The organism is uncultured Gemella sp., assembly GCF_963525165.1.
In the GTDB taxonomy this organism is placed as follows: domain Bacteria; phylum Bacillota; class Bacilli; order Staphylococcales; family Gemellaceae; genus Gemella.
This window is the reverse complement of the sequence record NZ_CAURJN010000009.1, coordinates 1-23,070: the sequence shown is the minus strand read 5'-3', so window position 1 is coordinate 23,070 and position 23,070 is coordinate 1. Positions and strand designations below refer to the sequence as shown.

Below are 23,070 nucleotides of genomic sequence, written 5' to 3'. Positions count from 1 at the left end.
TTTTTTAGAGATGATTTCTTTTTATATTATTTAATTCTACGTTTTGTAAAGATTGAGTAAATAATACTTATTACTAAGCCAACAAGTACTATTGAGATCGCTACATAAAATGCCTCTGTAAAATCACCGTTATTTTTAGCGGCTATTCCAGCAGCGTATTTAGGTGCAAAAAATGCAGCGGTAGAAAATCCTATAAAGACAATTCCATAGTTAACTCCCTGATTAATAGGTCCAAATGTTTTCATAACTAATGGAGCGAAAACTCCCATAATTCCACCAAAACATAGACCAAGGAGAACAAGACCGACTGTCAGACCAACGGTAGTTCTAATGTTAACTAGAGTTAATAATGAAATAGCAATTACCGAATATATTGCAATAAGAGTCTTCTCATGTCCTATTTTATCTGAAACAACGCCCCATACAACACGTCCGAAGGTATTTGAAAGAGCGTAAATACTAACAAAAGTTGCAGCAACTGAAGCAGTTAGTCCGAACATAGTTTGGCTTATTACTGATGCGTTTGATGCTACCATAAGTCCAGAGAATGCTCCAATAGCAAACATTGAAATAATAAAGTAAAATGATAAACTCATTAACATTTGCTTCCAATTTTTATTAGCAGCCTCTTGTTTAATTTCTGCAATAGGTTGTATCCAACCTTCAGGTTGATAATTTGCAGGAGCAACTTTTATGAAGAATAGAGCTATTATAATAATTACTAAGTATGCACTACCTAAGTAGATAAATGCATTATGAACCCCAAAATTAGCTATAAGATTATGAGCTATTGGAGCAGCGATAACACTAGCACCACCCATTGCTCCCGTTATTAAACCAGCAGCTAATCCCCTTTTATCTGGAAAGAATCTAAGCGCATTACTTATAATTCCAGAGTAAGCAAATGCTTGTCCAACTCCAGATAATACACCATAACTAAAATATAACATTCCTTTCGTAGTTGCAAATCCAGTAAGTATGAATCCAACAGCAAATAAGATTCCCCCTAAAATAATAGAGATATTCGCTCTTCCTTTATCAGTAATAAATCCTCCAAGAATAGTGGGGATAGGAGCAATAGCTGCGTTAATAGTAAATGCTAGCATTACATCGGGCATACTCCATCCTTTCGATACACTTAGAGGCTTTGCAAAAACACTAAAAGAATATAGTGAACCTGCACATAGTAAAATTGCCATTGAGGCGATTAAGACAGTCCATCTTGTATTTTTATTCATTTAATCATCCTTTCGAAATAATTTATTTATGTAAAGTAATATGTTAACATTAAAAATTCGGCTAATCAATAGATTAGTCGAATTTTTATGAATATATAATAAAGATTTCAATAAAATTAGCTATTATTTAAATCATTATTTAGCAATTCTAATTTTTCTATTAAAATATCAATTTGCTCATCTGAGAGACTTAAGCTTAGCCTAATATAATTTTCACCACCGTGACCGAATACATGTCCAGGCATAGTAACAATTCTATATTTTTTTAATAATAATTCAAAGAAACTTTGACTATCATATCCATTTTTAACTTCTAACCAGATGAAAATTCCACCTTCAGGTTTAAAATAGGAATATCCTAGTTCATCAAGTTTTGCAGTAATTTTATCTATTCTTTTTGTATAAGTTTCTTTTATATGTCCTGTTAAAAGGTTATGATTTTTTAATGCAGTTACTACTGTATCTTGAATTGCCCCGTAAATATTAGCATGGAATATTGTATTATATTCTTTTAGACCACGAATTATTTCTTTATTACCTACTGCAAAACCGATTCTTAGACCTGAAATTGAAAAATTCTTAGAAAACGAGAAAAATTCAACTCCCACTTCTTTAGCTCCAGTAGTTTGCATAAATGCAGGAGAATATCCGTCTTTATAGTAGAAGTCCGAATATGCATGATCTTGAAGTACCACTATATTGTGTTCTCTTGCCCAAGTTACAGTTTCTTTATAAAATTCTTTTGTAGCAACAGCTCCAATAGGGTTTGAAGGATAGTTAAGAAATATAAGTTTAGCATCTTTAACTAATTTTTCAGGAATGTCAGAGTAATCGACTAAATAATTATTTTCTTGTTTTAATTCTATTTCTTCATATTTAGCTTGAGCTAAAGCAATTCCTTGAATATAATCAGGATAACTTGGTACCGGTAATAATACAGTATCATTTGGATTAAGAAGTACCGAAGGAATACTAGATAATCCAGATTTAGTCCCAAATACTAAAGCAATTTCTTCTTTAGGATCTGCATCGATATTATATTTTTCTTTAAGCCAATGTGAAATTTCATTAAGTAATGTTGCTTTTCCATCAAATGCTCCATATCTCATGTTTTCAGGTTTTCTTATAGCTATTTCTAATTCTTTAAGTAAAAGTTCAGGGGTATCAGAGTCTGGAACTCCGATACCCGCATTTAATAATGGATTACCACTTGAACTTTCCTCAGAGATTAATTTGAAAATAGGATAGAATACATTTTCAGGAATATTTTTAATTGTATTTGATAATTCAATTTTCATAATTAATCACTTCCTTGTTAATTATTTTCCAGGTTTGTCAAATCCTTTGAAATCTTTGTTAATGATTTCATCAAATTCTTTAGATTGAACGATTTCTACTAAATCTTTAGCAAATTGTTTATCTTTGTTTGCTGTAGTTACAACAACATTGTTACGGTTGTTTTCGTTCATTTTTTCTAAGATTAGTGCTTTTGTTAAATCAAATTTAGCAGCAAGTGCGAAGTTACCAGGGACTGCAGCAAGAGTAGTACTGCTTAATGATCTAGCAAGTTGACCAGCTTCTAATTCTGTAAATTTAAGTTTTTTAGGATTTTCTACTACATCATTTTTAGTGATTTTTAGTACATCAGTATTAGGTTTAATTTTGATTAAATCAGCAGCAGCTAATAATGCATAAGCACGAGCAGCGTTTGAAGGGTCGTTTGGAAGAGTTACTTCAGCACCTTCTGGTAAATCTTTAAGATCTTTAACTTTATCAGAATATAATCCCATTGGTGCAGTTGGAACAGGAGCAAGAGCTGTTAAGTCCATTCCATTTTGTTCAGCAAATTTTTTCATGTAAATTTTGTGTTGGAATAAGTTTGCATCTAGTTCACCACTGTTTAACGCTTTGTTAGGTTGGATGTAATCTGAGAATTCAGTAACTTTAACTGTATATCCTTTTTTTTCAAGAAGTGGTTTAAGTGCTTTGTTAACCATGTCAGCATAAGGACCAGATGTTGCACCAATTTTTACTTCTTTTTTCTCTCCACCGTTATTATTGTTTGAGCTTGTAGCTCCACAAGCAGCTAATGTAATAGCTAAAAACGCTGTAAAAACAACTGTTAATATTTTTTTTAGTTTATTCATAAATATAAATCTCCTTTAAATTAATTTTTTTTGAATTTTTTTGAAATTGAATTTCCTATATATTGTGTAATTTGGACTAAGATAATTAATAGAATTACTGTAATCCACATTGTAAAGTTATCAAAACGATAATAACCATATCTGATGGCAAGGTCTCCGATTCCACCACCACCAACAACACCAGCCATTGCAGAAAAAGCAATTAAGTTGATTAATGTCAGTGTAATTGATTGAATAATTCCGAACATAGCCTCAGGTATTAATACTTCTTTAACTATTAATTTTAGAGAAGCACCAGAAGCAACTGCTGACTCGATAACTCCGTAGTCTATTTCATTTAGAGAAGTATCAACTAGTCTCGTAAATAGAGGAATAGCTGCAACTGTAAGTGGCACTATTGCTCCAGTAGGTCCAGTTGATTTTCCTAATAAAAATAGAGTAAATGGTATTAAGAATACCAAAAGAATAATAAATGGAATAGAACGAATTGTATTAACTAGAAAATCTACCGTTTTATAAATAATAACATTTTTAAATAGCAGTCTATTGCTAGTTAAAAATAAGACTACTCCTAAAAATAATCCAACTATTACTGTAATTATAATTGAAACACTTATCATATATAACGAATCGGCAAATGATTTAATTAATTCTGGTTGTAAATTTTTCCATTGTTCTATTAAACTTAGATTATTTTCCATATACATTCACCTCCACATCATTAACTTGATCAATTAAGTGCTTTACAAATTTCTCTGTATTATCAGACTCTCCAACTACTGAAAAAGTTAAACTTCCTAACTGTTTATTTTGAATGTATTCAATTCGACCAGCAAGTATGTTAGTAGTAACATTATATTTATTTGCTAAAGTCTGAATTAAAGGTTCTTTAGTAGCTTCACCTTTAAAAATAACCCTTATGATAGTTTCATTTTTATAATGTTCAGCAAGATGTTCTTCAAAATCTTCGTCATTGTGTAAATTAGCTATAAATTCTTGCATTAATTTCGTTTTAGGATTTGAGAAAATCTCATAAACAGAATTTAATTCAATAATTTCACCATTCTCCATTACGGCTACATTATCACAGATCTGTTTAATAACTTCCATTTCATGAGTAACAAGAATAATTGTAATTCCCAACTTACGATTAATTTCCTTCAATAAAGACAAAATTTGCTTAGTTGTAACAGGATCTAATGCACTCGTTGCTTCATCACAAAGTAATAATTTGGGATTATTCGCAAGAGCTTTAGCAATACCAACACGTTGTTTTTGACCACCTGAAAGTTGACTTGGATAAACATTTTTTTTATCAGAAAGTCCTACAAGTTCTAACAATTCATCAATTCTTTTCGGAATATCTTTTGAATCTACATCACCAGCTTTTAAATTGAATGCAACATTTTCACCTACAGTCTTTGAACTTAGTAGATTGAACTGTTGGAAAATCATTCCGATTTTTTGCCTATAAGAGCGTAAATCCTTTCTATTAAGTTTGTTAACAACTTGATTATCAACGATTACTTCTCCTTCAGAAGGAGTTTCTAGTAAGTTAAGGCATCGTAGTAAGGTACTTTTTCCAGCACCAGAGTAGCCGATAATTCCAAATATTTCACCAGCTTTTACATGTAGATTAGTAGGTTTAAGTGCTTGAATTTCTTTACCTTTTTGATAGAAGGTTTTACTAACGTTATTAAGATTAATCATATATTTCTCCTTTCTTTATAATAAAAAGACGCACTCTAGCTTTTGCTAAAGGACGTCTTAACGTGTTACCACCTTTATTTATACAATAATCACTTATTGTACCTTAGTAAGTTACAAACATAACTTTTGCTATAACGGGCAATACCGTAGTAAAAACTATATGCTCAAAGTCCATTTCTCTTACTCCTAACTATTCTCTTTCACCAACCGAGAACTCTCTAAAAGTAGATAGTAAGATTCTACTCATCAACGCATTAATTGTTAATGACTATATTCTAGCATAAATTTTCTGACAATGCAATATAAAAATTCAAAACTTCATATAAAAAAAGTTAATTTTCGGGATAATAATCATCTTTAATTAAGAAAATTGTGATTTTGTTATAATAGTTAAAATGCTTAATATGGTTAGTTACCTTATAAAATTATTAATATATTGGAATACAAAATTTATTAAAAGTTTGTTGCATTAAGCCTTTTATGATATAATGAAGTGTGTTACATAGGAGGAATTATGTTTAAATTTTTTAGAAAAAATGAATTAGTGGAAAAAAATGACAAACAAGAGTTGAAAAAAATTCCGACACACGTTGCTATCATAATGGATGGTAATGGACGTTGGGCTAAAAAAAGAAATATGCCTAGAGTTAAGGGGCATTATGAAGGAATGCAAACTGTAAAAAAAATAACAAAATATGCTTCTAAATTAGGAGTTAAATATTTAACATTATATGCTTTTTCTACAGAAAATTGGGCGAGACCTAAAGAAGAAGTTAGTTATTTAATGGATCTTCCTGAAAAGATGTTCAGTAGTTTTATGCCAGAACTTATGGAAAATAATGTAAAAGTTGAAGTCATAGGTGTTGTAGAAAAATTACCAGAAAACACAAGAAAAGCAGTAAATGATGCAATAGAACAGACAAAAAATAATACTGGATTAAAGTTAATTTTTGCATTGAACTATGGTTCTAAAGATGAGATGTTAAGAGCTATTAAGCAAATTGCTAAAGATGTTCAAGATAATAAATATAGTGCAGATGAAATTTCTGAAGTTCATGTAAGTGAAAATCTATTTACGGCTAATACTCCAGATCCAGATTTACTAATTAGAACTTCGGGAGAACAAAGAATTTCAAACTTTTTACTTTGGCAAATTGCTTATAGTGAATTTTTATTCACTAAAGTTGCATGGCCAGACTTTACAGAAGAAGAGTTTTATCGAGCTTTATTAGAATATCAAAGTAGAGATAGAAGGTTTGGAGGATTAAATGAAGACTAGGGTAATAACTGCCATAGTGGCATTAATTGTTTTCCTACCATTACTATTTTTAGGTGGAGATTATTTCAAATTTACAACATTCGCACTTGGTGTGATGGCTATGTATGAAATAGTAAGAATGACTTTTAAAGAAACAAATATAGTAGTTTTAGGGGTATCTTCTTTAGCAGGTGCATTGTTATTTTTACATGAAGAGATTTCACAGTTACAAGTATATGGTTTACTATTTTTAATTTTAGTTGGTATGTTAGCGACTGTAGTTGCAACAGGTCATAAAATTAAATTAGTTGAAATTGGTTCGATTATATTTATAACTGCATATATTTTTATAGGATTTTATTGTTTGTTTATGATAAGAGACTTGAGCTTATCGCATGTAGCTTACTTATTACTTACAATTTGGTTTACTGATAGTTTTGCCTATTTTGGAGGAATGAAGTTTGGTAAGAATAAACTTTCACCAAAAATAAGTCCTAACAAATCCATTGAAGGTTCAGTAATAGGTAGTCTATCATCAATAGTAATAGCATTATTGTTTTTCTATACAACTGATGTATTTTCAAGTTTATCAGTTGCGATTGTTGTAACCTTAGTAGTAAGTGTCATCGGTCAATTTGGTGATTTAATTGAATCAGCATATAAGAGAGAATATCAAGTAAAAGATAGTAGTAATTTATTACCAGGGCATGGTGGTATTTTTGACAGATTTGATTCTGTAATATTATCAGCACCATGTTTAATAATTTTACTAAATATATTTTAGAGGATAGAAAGGAGTATTAGATGCAAGGTATTATAGCATTTATATTAATATTTTTTGTGGTAGTAACTATTCACGAATTTGGTCATTTTATAGTTGCGAAAAGAGCAGGAATATTGTGCCAAGAATTTGCAATAGGAATGGGACCTAAAATATTTCATAAAAAAATTGGAGAGACTAACTTTACAATAAGACTTCTTCCTGTAGGTGGATATGTAAAAATGCCAGACAATGTTTTTGATTTTAACAATGACGTGTCGGTATATGATCTAAAAAAAGGAATGAAAGTTAGTTTAAAATTAGATGAAAATGATAAGGTCGAAAAAATAGTTTTAGATAAAAGCAATGACATGGATTTACTTCCATTAGAATTAAATGAATTTGATTTAACTGAAAAATTATTTGTAGAAGGTTTTGTTGGTGATAAAATTGAACGCTATGAAGTAAGAAAAGATGCATGCGTTGCATTTGGTGGAATGGAAGAGCAAATTGCACCAGTTGAAAGAATGTTTTCTTCTCATTCATGGGGGAAAAAATTCTGGACATTATTTGCAGGACCATTAATGAACTTTATATTAGCACTAGTAATTTTCTTAGGTATTTCAATTTATAGTGGAGTTCCATCAAATACTACTCGCTTAGGTGAATTAGCATCTAATTACCCAGCTTACTCTTCTGGATTAAAACAAGGAGATGTAGTTGAGCAGGTGAATGGTAAGAGTGTTACTACATGGAAAGAAATGACTAATGAGATAGTAAATTCTAATGGAGCTGAGCTTACTTTAAAAGTTTCTCGTGACGGTTCACAACAAGAAATTAAAGTTACACCAAAAGAAGAAATAACTGTGAAAAAAGGTAAAGAAGTTAAAACATATAAACTTGGAATAGACCCAGCTTATGAGAAAGACTTAGCGGGTTCTATTAAGAGTGGTTTTGAACAAACTCTATATTACGGAACAGCGATTTTCATGGGAATTATTAATCTGTTTGCTTCATTATTTAGTGGTGGATTTAGTCTAAACCAACTTGGTGGTCCTGTAGCGATTTATGAAATGTCTTCTGCAGCTGCACAGAGTGGTTTAATTACAACATTAAAATGGACAGGAATTTTAAGTGTTAACTTAGGTCTTATGAACTTAATTCCTATTCCAGTTCTTGATGGTGGTCGTATCATATTTGTAATTTATGAAGCAATTTTCAAAAAGCCAATTAATAAAAAAGCTCAATATTACTTAACTGTGGTGTTTGGATTATTAATGGTTGCGTTGATGTTAGCAGTAACATGGAATGATATCCAAAGATTATTTGGGAAATAGATAATATTTATAGCGAGAAGTTAATTTTACTTCTCGTTTTTTATATCTCTAAAAGAAAAGTTAATTTTAAAAATTTTAAGTATAAATTTTGTAATTTATAGTTCAGTTTATTTAATAGGGAATACCCTTTTAAAAATATTCTATATGAGAACTCACAAACGTAATTGTATATTGAAATCTATAGGTGACTCGGCAAAATAGATTACTTCAAAATAACGATTTTCGAGTCACTCCCATTTTTTATATGATGTTTTAAATTTAATTCATTGCTGTAATCTTTATTTAGTAGTGATTGAATATAGGAAGATTTAATATTTGCTACTAATTTAATTGTTTTTAATATATAATATAATAGAGAATATATAGAAAAAGGTGATAATATGGTTAAATTTTTACATACTGCTGATTGGCATATTGGAAGAAAATTACAAGGAAAAGATTTATTAGAAGATCAGCAAGGTGTGTTAGATAATCTAATAACTGAAATGAAGAAAATCAATCCTGATTTTTTAATTATTGCAGGGGATTTATATGATAGAAGTGTCCCTAGTAAAGAAGCTACTGCACTCCTACAAGAACTTTTAGTTAAAATTAATATAGAGTGTAATGTGCCAATTTTTGCTATTAGCGGAAATCATGATAGCAGGGAAAGACTAGCGATTGGGGATGCTTGGTTTAGTAAACATAAATTTTATCTTCACACAAGATTAGAGCAAGCTTTTGATAAGCTTTCTTATGAAGATGCTGATATATATTTATTACCATATTTTGAACCTTTTGAAGCGAGAGAATATTTTGAAGATGCTACATTAACAACGCATAATGCAGCAACTAAAAGAGTAATTGATGAAATTTATAAAAATTTAGATACGAATAAGACTAATATTTTAGTAGCTCATACTTTTGTTTCTGGTGGATTAGAGACCGATTCTGAAAGAGAAATATCTGTAGGAACTGTTGAAAATGTGGCTGTGGAAGTATTTGATAAGTTTGATTATGTAGCTCTAGGTCATCTTCATAATCCAAATGCAATAAAAGAGGAACGTTTGAAATATAGTGGAAGTCCAATGGCGTACTCATTTTCTGAAGCTTCCCAAACTAAAGGAATGAGGCTTGTAGAGGTAACAAAAGAAAGTTATAGTGAAGAGTTTATTCCATTAAAACAAAAAAGAAAGCTACATAATATTAGTGCATCTTATGAAGAAGTTTTAACGAAAGAATTTCAACAAAATTATGATTGTAAAAATGATTATTTTAGTATGGAGCTCAGCAATCTAGAGGGAATAACAGATCCGTTACCTAGAATTAAAGAATATTATCCTAATACTCTGATACTAAAGCAAAAAAGAAATACTAGTATCGATAATGAAGTAAAATTAGATAGAGAGATGCTAACTAAGAGTCCATTACAGTTAATAGAGGGATTCTATAATGAACAAACCGGTAGTGAATTAACTGAAGGTCAAAAACAAGTACTGGTAAACATTATAGATAAGGTGAATCAAGATGAAACCAATTAGATTAGAATTAAAAGAATTTGGTCCATATAAGAACGAAATAATAGAATGGGATAAAATAATAAATGAACCGATATTTCTAATTACAGGGAAAACTGGTTCAGGGAAATCAACATTATTTGATGCTATTACTTATGCATTATACAATAAGACAACCGGAGGAAAAGACATAGCCTCACTAAGAACGAAGACAGCCTTGGATAAGGACAAAACACAGGTTAACTTTGATTTTGAATTAAGTGGAAAAAAATATAGAATAGAGAGAACTCTGGCTTATTTGAAGGCTGGTAATAAAAACTTAACTTCGGGGAAAGTTGCTTTAATGCAATATGATGATGAAAAATTAGAAGTAATCGCTACAAAAGAACAAGAGGTAAAAGAAAAGGTAGAAGAATTGATAGGTTTAGATGATAAGCAATTTTGTCAAATAATTATCTTACCTCAAGGGAAATTTAAAGAGTTCTTATTGTCGAAATCGAGTGAGAAAAAAGAAACTTTGAGATCATTATTTAATACTTACTTCTATCAAAAATTCGTGGATCAATTACAAGAACAAGCCAAAAAATTAGATAGTTCACATAAGCAAAAAGAAAAAGAGTTAATTACTAGATTTGAACAGTTTGATATTGAGGAAGAACTTACAAAGTTTGAATATTTAAAAGACGAAAATTTTGAAGAAATAAAGAATATTATTCATTCGCAAGAAGAAACTATAAAAAATGAGAAAAAAGAATTATTAAAATTAGAACGCAGTTTTTCTAAAGAAAAAGAGAAATTTATAGAATTAAGTAAGCTCAATGATAAATTCACTCAACTTAGAAGTAATAAGTCTGAACTAGAAAAATTAAGTGAAAAAGAAGATTATTATGGTAAACTTAGACTAGAAGTAGAGAAGTTAAAAGAGTTACAAAAGAGTAAAGATAAGATTATAGAGTACGCTTCTTTATTAACTAAGAAAATGCAGTTGAAGAAACTTGAAGAAGCTTTATTAAATGAGGAAGATAAATACAAATTAGATTTAGATACTAATAAGAAATTAGCATTAGAATTAAATGCACAAAAAACTGATATAGAAGAACTTAGAAAGGAAACTATTGATTATAAGTTTTTCTATAATAATTTTGATGAAATAGCTTCTGCTAAAACTAATATTGAAATATATAGCAAAAAATTAAAAGAGCTTGTTTTGAAAAAAGAAACTTTTAGTGAATTAGAATCTAATATAAAAGATGAAAAAGAAGGTCATTTAGAACTTAACGAGGAGAAGAATATACTAGAAAGCGGTATAGGTAAGTTAAAATTAGAAATTTTAAAGAAAGAACAAGAGGTTGAAAAGTTCGAAGAATACAACAATAGGTTATCGGAATTAAACGAAAAAAAATCAAAACTTGATTCAGATAAAAAACAATTAGAAGACTTGAGAATAGATAAGGAAAAACTGGAGAAAGAGTTCTTATTGTTAAATAAAAATAAAGAACAAGAAATTTTAAATGATTTTCTATTGAAATTGCATAAGGGGGATGATTGTCCTTTATGTAAACAAAAAATTGAACACTTACCAGAAATCCCTAACTTAGTTGTGATTGATGATAATATAGAAAATTCACTTCAAAAAATTAATAAGGATATAATTCAACTAGAAACTCTTATTGAAAAAAATGAAGAAGATATAGAACAATTAAGTAAGATTTTAAAAAATCAAGAAGAGATTATAAACTTTAAATCTAAGGAAGAACTATCACAATTAGAAGATGAATTAAAGGTTGAGAATCCCAATTTAACTGAGGTTAGTAAAAAAATCAAAGTATCAGAGGATAAAATTAAGGGACTTTCTCAAGAAATAGAAGAACTTTCAGAGTTATTTAAAAATGAAGATGATATTAAACAAAAACATCTAGAAGCAAAAAATAAAATCGAACAATTTGAAAAAAATGTGAAAGTAGAGTTAGATGAGTTTGCAGGTTATTATGAGAAAATACAATCTCAGGTTGAAGAGTTTGATAATACCTACAACGTTCTACAAAATAATAGTAATGAACTATTGGTGAGAAAAACAAAACTAGAAACAGAACAGAAAAATAATAAGACGAATTTACTAGAAGTTAGTAAAAGAATAGAAAATATTGTTGATAGTTTCACTAATTCTAAGCTTAATAAGTATTACGTAACCTTAGAAATGGCAGAAGAAGATATCGAGAAATTGAATAATTTAGAAGACTATGAATCTCAGATTAATAAATTTGAAGATACTAAGAAAATTATAGTAAACTCAATAGAAAAATTTGAAGAAGAGTTAAAAGAGTTAAATCAACCAGATTTAGAAGAAGAGCAACAGAAACTACAAAATATTGAATCTCAAGTTAATGATTTTATAGAAAAAGTTGCAATTCTTAATACAAGATTAGAAAATAATAAGAAATTATATAAAAAAATTCATATTGAGTATATTGAACTTTTAGAATCATCTAAAGAGATAAGAGAAATCATAGCATTTAGTGATGTTGTCAGCGGAAAAACTGAAAATAGAAAATCATTAGAAACGTACGTTCAAGGATATTATCTAGACTTGATTCTAGTTGCGGGAACTAAAAGATTATTGCAGATGACAAATGACAGATATAGATTCATTAGACGTGATGAAAAATCAAAAGGTGGAGGACTTCAAGGATTAGAGATAGAAATACATGATATTTATCTAAATAGCACTCGTATTATTAGCTCTCTTTCTGGAGGAGAATTATTCTTAGCTTCTTTAGCTCTCGCTTTAGGGTTAGCCGAAGTTATTCAAAATGAGAGCGGAGGAATATCACTTGAGACTATCTTTATCGATGAAGGATTTGGATCATTAGATGCTGAAACACTTGATATTGCACTAACAACGCTAATAGATTTACAATCGTACGGAAGAAATATCGGTATTATTTCACATGTCAGTGAGCTAAAAGAAAGAATTAGACCAAAGGTAGAAGTCTATTCTAAAGATAATTATGCGAAGATTAAAATGACTGGAATATAAGGTGATATAAAAAGAAAGGAGAAAACATGAACTTAGAATTATTAATTGGTTCAAGTGGTGTAGGGAAAACGAACTACATATTAAATGATATCGAGTTAAATAGAGATAACCATAAAATAATTGTATTAACTCCGGAACAGAACAGTTTTAACTTTGAAAAAATATTATGTGATAAGTTCGGTGGTACTTTTAATATTGATGTTATGAATTTCTCAAGTCTAACTAGAAGACTATCAAAACAATTGGGAATGGATAATCTTAGTAGATTAGGAGATAATATTAAGCCATTTTACTTTTATAAAGCTGCCAAGAACTTAGAAAGTAGTGGAAATTTTTTAGTTAAAAGAATTATACAAGATGTTAATTTTATAAAAGTTGTAGAAGAAATTATAAATGAATTAAAAGAGTATAAGGTAAGCATTAATTTATTAGAGGAGTATTTAGAGAAAAATACTAATCTTGAAAGTAGTCATAGAGAAAAATTAGAAGCTATTTTAGAAATATATGTCGAATATTCGAGATTATTAAAGGAGCAGGGAATTTTTGATAAAGTAGATTATATAACTGAATTATTATTGTATCTAGAATATATAGATTTAAGTGACTATATTTTTTATGTAGATGCTTACTATAACTTCACAGCACAGGAATATTATTATATTGAAAAACTTGCCCAGAAGTCTAAAAAGTTAATAATTAGTGTTATAAGTGATGCAAATAGATATTTTAATTTTGATTTGTCGCAATTACTCCAAGGTTACGAACTAGAAAAGATGAAATATAATGATTTTTATCTATCTGATTTATATAGTGAAGAGAAATATAAGCTTGATATTTTTAGAAAATCTCATGAGATTGTTGCTAGTATGAATGAAATAGTGAAAAGTAATAATGATGTGAACTTTTCTGTAGTAGCCTTTGTAAAAAAGGAAGAGATAAATACTCTGAAATTTAAAATAAAAGATAATAATGTAGAGGAATATGAAGTTCTAGAAACTCATAAAGGTCGCTTCAATGGGATTTCTAATGATGTTCTTACTGATAAATATTATAAAAACTTCATAGCGCAGTATGAGATTGATGATAGTATTGAGATTATATGTGCAAAAAATAAGGAGTTAGAGGTTAAACAAATTGCTCGTGAGATTGTGAAACTAAATCATAATAATATTAACCAAAATGAGATAGCAATTCTTTATCGTGATAATACATATGAAAATTATTTGAATATTTTTAAAGATTATAATTTAGAGGTTCATTTAGATAAAAATATAGAAACTAGCAATCATCGTTTAGTTAAGTTTATACAAGAAACACTATATTTTGATGAAGGTAGTTTTAAAACTAGATTATTAAATTTACTGAAAACTAGGTTAACGAATTTTGAGAACATTTATCGACAAAAAGCTATTGCACATGTTTTACTAGGAGATTCAAATATTGATGAAAAACAACTAGAAAACGATATTGCAGAGTTAGATGAAACAGTTATAAAGGATAAATTTGCAATTAGTGATTTAGTAAAAAATCTTGGAAGAAAATATGGATATAGCGATTTATTAGAAAAAGTTAGGGTAATTTCAATAGATGATCTTGAACATATACTAAATGAAAAACTGGTAAATATGCATAGTGATATTTTAAAAGATTACTTTATTGAAAAGACGACAAAACATACGACTGAACAGCTTGAAATTTGTAGACAAGTTTTATTAGAACTTATTAATAAGGTTTCAGAAGTTTCAGCTAAGAATAATCTTCAAGCTAAGAGATATATAAAAAAATTAGCGGATATTTTTGAGCATTGTAAGATTAAAATGTATCTTGATAAAGAAGATGGCGAGTATGATAATATCGAAGAGCTAAAAATTGACAGTATAGATAGGCAAGTTTACAAAAAAGTTCTTGAATATATTAATGATATAAATGAGAACTTCGGTAGTGAAAAGTTTGAGTATAATAAATTTGTAACTCTATTTAATACTGGATTAACATCTATTAAGTATCGTTCAATACCAGAAATAAATAATTCTATTATTATGTCTACTATGGATTTAGCAAAAGTAGAAAATAAAAAAGTTGTTTTTATCTTAGGATTTAATAAAGATGTATTGCCAGTATCTAAGAGTTCAGGGTTAATAGACGATAAAGATAAAGAGAGATTAATTAATGATGCTATCTTTTTATCACCGACAAAAGAAGCGGCGCTTATAGATGAAGAGTTTGTAGCTTATATTGCTATGACAAGAGCTCAAGAAAAAACATATATAAGTTACAGCTTACTTGATAAAAGTTTTAAAGAAAATTTTGCATCTCCATACTTGAATACAGTGAAATCTCTATTCCCAGAATTAGAAGAAAAGCAAACTTCAAAAATTTTAGAGTTTTCTATTGCTGATTATAATTACTATTTAGAAAATATTTCAGAAATAGTTTCATCTAAGGAATTTAATTATTTATTCGCAAAAATTTATCGCAGATTTATGGAAGTGAAAGATAGTAAGACAAAAGAAGTTGAGGTTTTAGTTGAACTTATGATTAAGTTTTTAGAGCAGTATCAACTTACATCAGTAGATGAAAATTATGAAAATTATGAAGTTCTTGATGAATTAAATGATAGGGTATTTTTCTCTAATGATACTAGTATTAAAAATTATTTATCTAAAATAATTAGAGATTATAAGTTTGAGCTTAATCGTGGACACATTGATGAATTTTTAGAAGTTAAGAAAGATAGTTTTTCTAAGTTTAGTATTTCAAAAATTTCTGATTTTGAAAGAAATCCATATCAATTCTTTGTTAAACGAGTACTTGGTATTGCTGAAGAAAGGGATATTGATATAGACAGTCTTGTTACCGGGAAATTCTTCCATGCAGTAATGTCAGAAAAGAAAATTACTAGTTTTATTGCTGAATGTGGAAATAAATTTGATATAGACAAGCTAAAAGATGAAGATATTATAAAGAGATTTAATATTAAAGAAATCTTGAATGATGTTATTTATTCAAGTGATAACAAAGATATATTAGAAGCCTTGCAGTTGATAGAATTATTAAACACTCATAAGTATATTTTTAATAATATGATTCTAAGACTTGAACTAGCCGTAGCAATAGAAATAAAATATTTTGCTTTAACGAGATTTATGCCAACGTTCTTAGAAAGACAATTTAGTCTGGAAATTGTAGACAATGTTATTACATGTGAAAATGAAGAGACTGGTGAAATTAATAAGAAAGAACTGAAACAGAAATATAATATACCACCAATTAAATTTACAGGGGTAATTGATAGGGTTGATGTAAATGGAAAAAATATTTCAATAATAGATTATAAGAGTAGTCAAAGCGATTTTTCTTTAGACAGTTTAGAATTAGGATTTATTTCTCAAATTTTGACTTATGCATTGGCATGTGAAATGATGTTTGGTAAAAATTCAGAAGATATCTTAGGAATATTTTATAGAGAAATAGCAAAATTAGGGAAAGATTTAAAGACATACAGATTAAGAGGGTTAGCTAATAGTGATCTAATATTAGATGATGAATTTTATGAAAAAGCACCGGATATTATGTATATTAGAACAACGAAAGCTAAAAAGATTCACGGAGCGGATAGTCATAAGGCGTTCACGAGTCCTGAACTTGAAAAATTAGTTAATAAGAATCTAGATAACATAATGAAACTATTAGAGAAAATCATTGCATTTGATTTTTCTTTGGATAATTATGAAATTGATAATCAGTATTGCACAGAAAAACAAACTTTATTTAATTTTGCAAGTAATAGTGATACGCGTTTGAACTACAGGGAAATCGTTGAACTTAAGCCGAAAGAATTAAAAGAAAAGATACTTAATGACTTAAGATAATCCCGGTTTAGAAAAATTTTATGAAAATTGATTTGTTGTTTTGAAAATAAAAAGCAACAAATCAATTTTTTTTTATAATTTTTTCTATTTTTTAATCACATTTGACAAGTTTTATATTATAATAGTATAAGGAATATAATGTCAGCTTTTAAATCAAGTTATTTGTATTGATTAACTTGAGTTGAAATATGCTAACGAATAGATATAGAGGCAAGGATAAAATAAATATGAAATTAACTTTTTTTGAAAAACTAGAACAGTATAAAAATAGTTCTAAAGAAGTATATATTAATAATATATATCAGAATGAAAATTTAACGTATAAAAATTTAATAGAGTATTCAGATAGACTTGCGTTTTATCTTGAAGAAAAATTAGGAGAAAATAAAAATCCTATAGTAGTGTACGGACATAAACATCCATTTATGTTAGTATACTTCTTAGCATGTGTAAAATCAGGAAGAGCATTCTGTCCAGTAGATATAAACACACCAAAAGAAAGAGTAGAAGAAATAGTAGAAACAACAGATTCTAAAATAGTACTAGTCACAGAAGAAATAGAGCTAACTAGAGAGGTGCTAGATGTTAAGTCTGCTAAAGAGATAATATTGAGTACTCAAAATGCTATTTCAAAAGAAAGCTGTGTGAAAGACGAAGATATATTCTATATAATTTTCACATCAGGAAGTACAGGAAAACCAAAAGGAGTATGTATCACATACAATAACCTAAATAACTTCTTGCACTGGTACACAGGATACTATGATGAGAAAGAAGAACTAGTATTTTTAGGACATCCACCATTCTCATTTGATTTATCGGTAATGTCATTATGGCCAAGTATTTATCTAGGAGCTTCATTAGTGCAGATAGATAAAAAGCACCAAGAAAACTTCAAAGTAATGTTTGAAGAGTTAAATAAATCAAATGCAACGATATGGATTTCAACACCATCATTTATAGAAATGTGTTTCATAGATAAAAACTTCAATCAAAGCCTAATGCCGAAGGTAAAACAATTTGTCTTTTGTGGAGAAAAACTATTCAGCACAACAGTAGAAAAAATCCACCAAAATTTTGAAGATGCACAGGTAATAAATACTTATGGACCAACAGAATCAACAGTAATGGTCACATGGGTAGAAATAACAAAAGAAGTAAATGAAAAATACTATGAGAACCTACCAGTAGGAGAAGTAAAATGGGGAACAGAAGTACACCTGGCAAATCCAGATGAAGAAAACAAAGGTGAAATAGTAATCACAGGAAACACAGTTGCAAAAGGATATTTCAAAAATGACGCTATAACAAACGAAAAATTTGGTCTAGGAGAAGTAGATGGAAAAGAAGAAAGAAGTTACCTAACAGGAGACTTAGGGTACTTCAAAGACGGTATGCTGTTTTGTGAAGGACGCATAGACTTCCAGGTAAAACTACATGGACACAGAATAGAACTTGAAGACATAGATAATAATCTATTAAAAAATAAAAAAATACGACAAGCAGCGACAGTACCAAGCTATGAAGACGGAAAAGTAAAAGCCCTGACATCATTTGTAGTGTACACTGAAGAAATAGAAAAACGCTTCGAAGTAACAAAACAAATAAAACAAGAACTAAAAAAATTAGTGCCAGAATATATGATACCTAAAAAAATAGTATTCCTAGAAGAAATGCCACTAAACAATAACGGTAAAATAGATAAGAAAAAGTTAAAGGAGTTAGTATAGAATGAGCTACTTTGACGGAAATGAATTTTTCTTTTTCTTAGCTATAGCACTAACCATAGGATTTATAATAAACTATCTAGGTAAAAAAATAGAATATTATATATTGGCATTATCAGTAATATTTGCCATAACGGTATATGGAAAAAGTTCGACAATGTTAGCGTACCTAGTAGGGTTCATATTTTATGAGTACATATTAGTATTAATAGCACAAAAAACAGAAAGCGAGAAATACTTAAAAATCTTAGTAGTATTATCGATATTACCACTAGTAATAAACAAAGTATTTGCAATTACTCACCTACATTTATTAGCCTTTATAGGAATATCGTATATGTCATTTAAGACAATACAAATTATGATAGAAATCTCAGATGGTCTAATAAAAGAAAAAATCAGTGCCATAGAATACGTACAATTCTTATTATTCTTTCCAACAGTAAGCGCAGGTCCGATAGATAGAAGTAGAAGATTCATGAGCGAAATGAAAGAAAGAATGCCGAGGACAGAGTACTTAGAATTAGCAGGAGAAGGAGTCTACAGACTAATATTAGGATTACTATACAAAATAGTATTCTCAACATTAAGTTATCATTATTTAGTAGGTTTAACAAACCATGGCACATTTGTCTATTCTATAAAATACATGTATTTATATACATTGTATCTATTCTTCGACTTTGCCGGATACAGCTTAATGGCAGTAGGGAGTAGTAACATCTTAGGAGTAAGAACACCGATGAACTTCAATAAACCATTCCTAAGTATAGATATAAAAGACTTCTGGAATAGATGGCACATAACACTATCTACATGGCTAAGAGACTTCGTATTCTCAAGAGTCTTTATGGAAGCTACAAAGAAAAAACGCTTCAAAAAACGACTAACAACAGCGATGTATGCCTACATGGTAAACATGGTTCTTATGGGATTTTGGCACGGCTTAACAATAAGCTATATAGTATATGGATTTTACCATGGAATACTTATGGCAGGATTTGAGTATTATCAGAAGAAAAGTAAATTTTACAAAAAGAATAAAAATGAAACATGGTACAAAGTACTTAGTTGGTTCATAACGATTAACCTAGTAATAATAGGTTTATATATCTTCTCAGGAGAACCATATAAACTAATAAGCCATGTATTAAAAAAATAATAAAGAGTTAGGAGAACAAGCATGATAAAAGAGCAAGTATTAGAAATGTTAGAAGAAATCTGCGAAGATGAAGTAGTAAGAGAAGACTTAGACATAAACATGAAAGAAGAAGGGTTAATGGATTCTTTAGCTTTTGTAGAAATGTTAGTGAAAATTGAAGAAATCTTTGGACTAAGCATAGCTCCAACAGAAGTAACATATGAAGAAATCGATACGCCAAATAAAGTAATTTCATATATAGAAAATAGGAAATAAAATCATGATAAGATTAAAAGCATTTTTAATATCAATAATATTGGTATTAATTACACTTGTAATTTTAAACATGACCTTTCTAAAGAAGATTGAAACTTATTATAAAACAAATGATAATAGCGTTAGATACAGTACCTCTTTTGAAAAGTACAAAAGTAGAGATATAATAGTAGAAAATATGACACCAAGAACGCTGTTACTATTAGGCTCATCAGAGTTAACTACAACGATTAATGAAAATTATCATCCTAAGAAAATATTTAATTATAATGATTTTAATATTATGCAGGTAGGAGTAGGAAACTCTCAAAATATTATTCACGCAGCAACTATTGGTTCTATAGGGGATGATGTGAGGAATAATGAGATAGTAATGATTCAATCTATTCAATGGTTTGATAATAAGAATGGTATTTTGAAAGATGCATTTTTATCAAGAATATCTAGTGAGCATGTTTATAATACTATGAGAAATGATAAAATAAGCTATCAAACAAAAGAAAAGTTTATAAATAGAGTTATAGAACTTTCAGCTTCTAACAAAGAATTAAATAAAAAATATAAGAGTTATAAACGTTATTTTTTGAAGGATAAGGGAAATGGAGTTACTGAAGAATTTTTGAAATTAGATAATTATTTTTATGTTTTAAAAAATAAATTAAACTTTTATAAAAATAAAGGTAAAGAGAATTATCCGGTTAGTGGTGAAAATACTCCAAATTATAATTGGGGAGAATTAGAAAAACAGGTAACCGAAGAAGCTAAAGAAAGAACTAATAATAACGATTACCAGATTGATAATTCGTACTATGATAAATATATAAGAGCTAAGTATGATCAGTTAAAAAATATTTCTAAGAACACAAAATATGATGATTCTAAAGAATATGAGGATTTAGATATATTATTATCAATTGTAAAAGATTTGAATTTGAATATTAAATTCGCTATTCTTCCTGCTCATGGGAAGTGGAGTGACTATACTGGAATTGGTAGCGAAAAAAGACAAGTTGCTTACAATAAATTAAAAGAAATTGCTAAAAAGAATAATATAGAAGTAATGGATTATTCAAGTAAAGAATATGAAGACTATTATATGTACGATGCAATGCATGTAGGTTGGAGAGGATGGATTGATTTTGAAAGAGATCTTTACAAACTTAAAAAGTAAATTAAGCTATAAACAAAGACTAATACTATGGATATTATTCTTTTATATAGTAATAATGGGAATAATAATATACTGCTTTTTAACGGATTTTTCAAATGTCCAAGAATATGTATATAGTGAGTTTTAAAATAGAAGAGGGGCTGTCCTAAAAGTCCTAAATTTAAAAAGTGTGTATGATAACTCATAGACGCAGGGGGGTATTGATATCTAAATTCATTTTATAAAAGCTTTTTAGATATCTAATAAACTTTGCGGGGGTGACTCGACAGAATCTTGTTTCAAAAGGAATCATGATATTGTTGAGACGCCCCCTTTTTTATTGGCTCTTTGTCAAGTTGCATATAAAAATTGAAATCCGGAGCTGGAATTTTTTCCATGCCCCAGCTTTAGTATACAACCAATATTTCCCAGTTACTACTACTTGTCTTAGCATTAAAGTTGTTATGATGTAAATGTCAATATAAAAATGTACAAAAGTGACAAAATAAAAATGTACAATTATTCAAAACTAACATGATTTTTTAGTCGATAAGAATTACCTATAATAGGTACTACATGGGCATGATGAAGTAACCTGTCAAGTATAGCTGAAGCTACTTTGTCATCACTAAATAATGTAGCCCATTCAGAAAAAGGAATATTAGATGTGGCTATTATGCTCTTCTTTTCATAACGTCGGTCTATTAGTTGGAATAATAACCGCTCATCACCTTTTTCTAAAGGTAAATAACCAATTTCATCTATTATCAGTAATCTATACTTTGAATAGTGTTTTAATCGCTGCTCTAGCCTATTTTCAGCTAGAGCGGCTTTTAAATTCGCTATTAAATCATGACATTTTATAAAGTATGTTGAATATCTAGAACTAGCCGCCAATCTTCCAATTGCTGTCGCTAAATGAGTCTTACCAACATCACTATTACCTATAAATATTAAATTTTTATTGTTTTCTATAAAATTTAAGCTAGCTAAGTTCCTTATTTCTAATTCGTTTATATCAGAATTGAATGAAAAATCAAAATCATCTAATGATCTATTATAAGGAAAATTAGCTACTTTAATTATAGATTCCTTTACATTTTGTTTTTTTACATCTACTTCATAATCTGTTAGTTTTAATAGAATATCTATTACCGACATTGTTCTATTTTGAGTTAGTTCTATTATTTCATCTAGTCTGTGATTGAATTGCTTTAAATTAAGATATTCTAAATTCTCTTTTAATCTAGTATAATTAGATCTATTTGTTATCATTGAACCGTTCTCCTATCATCGCTAGATTTCTTTTAGTTTGTTCTTTTAATCTTTTTTCATCTATATCATTCCAAGTGTGTTTAACAAATTGTTCATAATGAGCTTCTTTATAATTTAATTTTTTCTCACTTATTAAATGACTTACCACCAATTTCATGTTATCATATAGGTATAAATAATTATCTTCTACTTGTAGATTTAGTTTCTTACCTATATATTTAATTGGTACTGAATATTGATTGGACTTGTAAGAAATCATTGCTTGTTTATTTACTTTTACTTGTAGGGTTGTTATTTTATAGCGATTCCTTATTTTCTCATGTGGTAATGGTAGTAAGGAATCTTTTTCTTTTTGTAAACTGATTATTGGAATCTCTCTTGTTGTTTGATGAACTTGTAGGTTCCATCTCATCATTATTTTATTCACCAATTCTACTAATTCTGTATAATCTAACTTACCATTATAAGCGTATATTTCATCTAGTAATTTTACTATATTTTCTACTTTACCTTTTGTTTGTGGTCTGTACGCTATACATGGTTTCAATTCAAATCCCATCTCCTTTGTATATTCTTGAAACTTTATATTAATTACTCCAGATGTCTTAACAGTTCGCGCTTTATCCATTGTAGTTTTCATATTATC

17 protein-coding genes and 1 other annotated feature are annotated in these 23,070 nt (G+C 28.7%); of the genes, 10 read left to right on the top strand and 7 right to left on the bottom strand.

All coding sequences use genetic code 11. The features are described 5' to 3' along the window. Positions 1 to 26: 26 nt before the first annotated feature. From RWQ74_RS02945 to RWQ74_RS02925, 5 genes are all read right to left on the bottom strand, one after another. Complete coding sequence (locus tag RWQ74_RS02945; protein ID WP_314396649.1) at positions 27 to 1,238, bottom strand: OFA family MFS transporter; 1,212 nt, start codon at positions 1,236 to 1,238, stop codon at positions 27 to 29. Positions 1,239 to 1,354: 116 nt separating this feature from the next. Further along, a complete protein-coding gene (locus RWQ74_RS02940) occupies positions 1,355 to 2,536 on the bottom strand; it encodes an aminotransferase class I/II-fold pyridoxal phosphate-dependent enzyme (RefSeq protein ID WP_314396647.1) in 1,182 nt (393 codons plus the stop codon). Positions 2,537 to 2,557: 21 nt separating this feature from the next. Next, entirely contained in the window at positions 2,558 to 3,385 is an 828-nt protein-coding gene (locus RWQ74_RS02935) for a MetQ/NlpA family ABC transporter substrate-binding protein (RefSeq protein ID WP_314396645.1), read from the bottom strand. A gap of 20 nt (positions 3,386 to 3,405) precedes the next feature. After that, a complete protein-coding gene (locus RWQ74_RS02930) occupies positions 3,406 to 4,086 on the bottom strand; it encodes a methionine ABC transporter permease (protein ID WP_271987873.1) in 681 nt (226 codons plus the stop codon). Then, positions 4,076 to 5,095 (bottom strand): methionine ABC transporter ATP-binding protein, encoded by a 1,020-nt coding sequence (locus RWQ74_RS02925; RefSeq protein WP_314396640.1) that lies wholly within the window; start codon positions 5,093 to 5,095, stop codon positions 4,076 to 4,078. Before RWQ74_RS02925 ends, RWQ74_RS02930 begins: the two co-directional genes overlap by 11 nt. Positions 5,096 to 5,140: 45 nt before the next feature. After that, positions 5,141 to 5,354 (bottom strand) — a binding site (T-box leader). 255 nt (positions 5,355 to 5,609) lie between these two features. Here RWQ74_RS02925 and RWQ74_RS02920 point away from each other — a divergent pair. The 10 genes from RWQ74_RS02920 to dltD all read left to right on the top strand — a co-directional run bounded on the left by RWQ74_RS02920 (position 5,610) and on the right by dltD (position 21,170). Then, on the top strand, positions 5,610 to 6,374 hold the full coding sequence (locus RWQ74_RS02920; RefSeq protein ID WP_314396638.1) for an isoprenyl transferase: 765 nt from the start codon (positions 5,610 to 5,612) through the stop codon (positions 6,372 to 6,374). Further along, the gene (locus RWQ74_RS02915; protein WP_314396636.1) at positions 6,364 to 7,137 is read left to right on the top strand and encodes a phosphatidate cytidylyltransferase; all 774 of its coding nucleotides are present in this window, start codon (positions 6,364 to 6,366) and stop codon (positions 7,135 to 7,137) included. The genes RWQ74_RS02920 and RWQ74_RS02915 overlap by 11 nt, the downstream gene beginning before the upstream one ends. 20 nt (positions 7,138 to 7,157) lie before the next feature. Next, entirely contained in the window at positions 7,158 to 8,450 is a 1,293-nt protein-coding gene (gene rseP / locus RWQ74_RS02910; RefSeq protein ID WP_314396634.1) for an RIP metalloprotease RseP, read from the top strand. A 380-nt stretch (positions 8,451 to 8,830) separates the two neighbouring features. After that, positions 8,831 to 9,970: an exonuclease SbcCD subunit D gene (locus tag RWQ74_RS02905; protein WP_314396632.1), complete on the top strand. Its 1,140-nt coding sequence runs from the start codon at positions 8,831 to 8,833 to the stop codon at positions 9,968 to 9,970. Then, positions 9,957 to 12,983, top strand: a complete 3,027-nt coding sequence (locus RWQ74_RS02900) for an AAA family ATPase (protein WP_314396631.1) — start codon at positions 9,957 to 9,959, stop codon at positions 12,981 to 12,983. Before RWQ74_RS02905 ends, RWQ74_RS02900 begins: the two co-directional genes overlap by 14 nt. Positions 12,984 to 13,009: 26 nt before the next feature. Further along, a complete protein-coding gene (locus RWQ74_RS02895; protein WP_314396629.1) occupies positions 13,010 to 16,855 on the top strand; it encodes a PD-(D/E)XK nuclease family protein in 3,846 nt (1,281 codons plus the stop codon). Between the two features lie 227 nt (positions 16,856 to 17,082). Next, a complete protein-coding gene (gene dltA, locus RWQ74_RS02890; protein ID WP_314396627.1) occupies positions 17,083 to 18,585 on the top strand; it encodes a D-alanine--poly(phosphoribitol) ligase subunit DltA in 1,503 nt (500 codons plus the stop codon). 1 nt (position 18,586) lies between these two features. Further along, on the top strand, positions 18,587 to 19,744 hold the full coding sequence (gene dltB, locus RWQ74_RS02885) for a D-alanyl-lipoteichoic acid biosynthesis protein DltB (RefSeq protein ID WP_314396624.1): 1,158 nt from the start codon (positions 18,587 to 18,589) through the stop codon (positions 19,742 to 19,744). 21 nt (positions 19,745 to 19,765) lie between these two features. Continuing rightward, positions 19,766 to 19,999, top strand: coding sequence for a D-alanine--poly(phosphoribitol) ligase subunit DltC (gene dltC, locus RWQ74_RS02880; protein WP_003145008.1), 234 nt, complete (start codon positions 19,766 to 19,768; stop codon positions 19,997 to 19,999). Positions 20,000 to 20,003: 4 nt separating this feature from the next. Next, positions 20,004 to 21,170, top strand: coding sequence for a D-alanyl-lipoteichoic acid biosynthesis protein DltD (gene dltD / locus RWQ74_RS02875; protein ID WP_314396622.1), 1,167 nt, complete (start codon positions 20,004 to 20,006; stop codon positions 21,168 to 21,170). 498 nt (positions 21,171 to 21,668) lie between these two features. Here the strand turns inward: dltD and istB are convergent, their stop codons facing one another. Then, on the bottom strand, positions 21,669 to 22,421 hold the full coding sequence (gene istB / locus RWQ74_RS02870; protein WP_314396725.1) for an IS21-like element helper ATPase IstB: 753 nt from the start codon (positions 22,419 to 22,421) through the stop codon (positions 21,669 to 21,671). Continuing rightward, the coding region (locus tag RWQ74_RS02865) for a Mu transposase domain-containing protein (protein WP_399540729.1) at positions 22,411 to 23,070 on the bottom strand (660 nt) is incomplete at its 5' end. The genes istB and RWQ74_RS02865, both read right to left, overlap by 11 nt.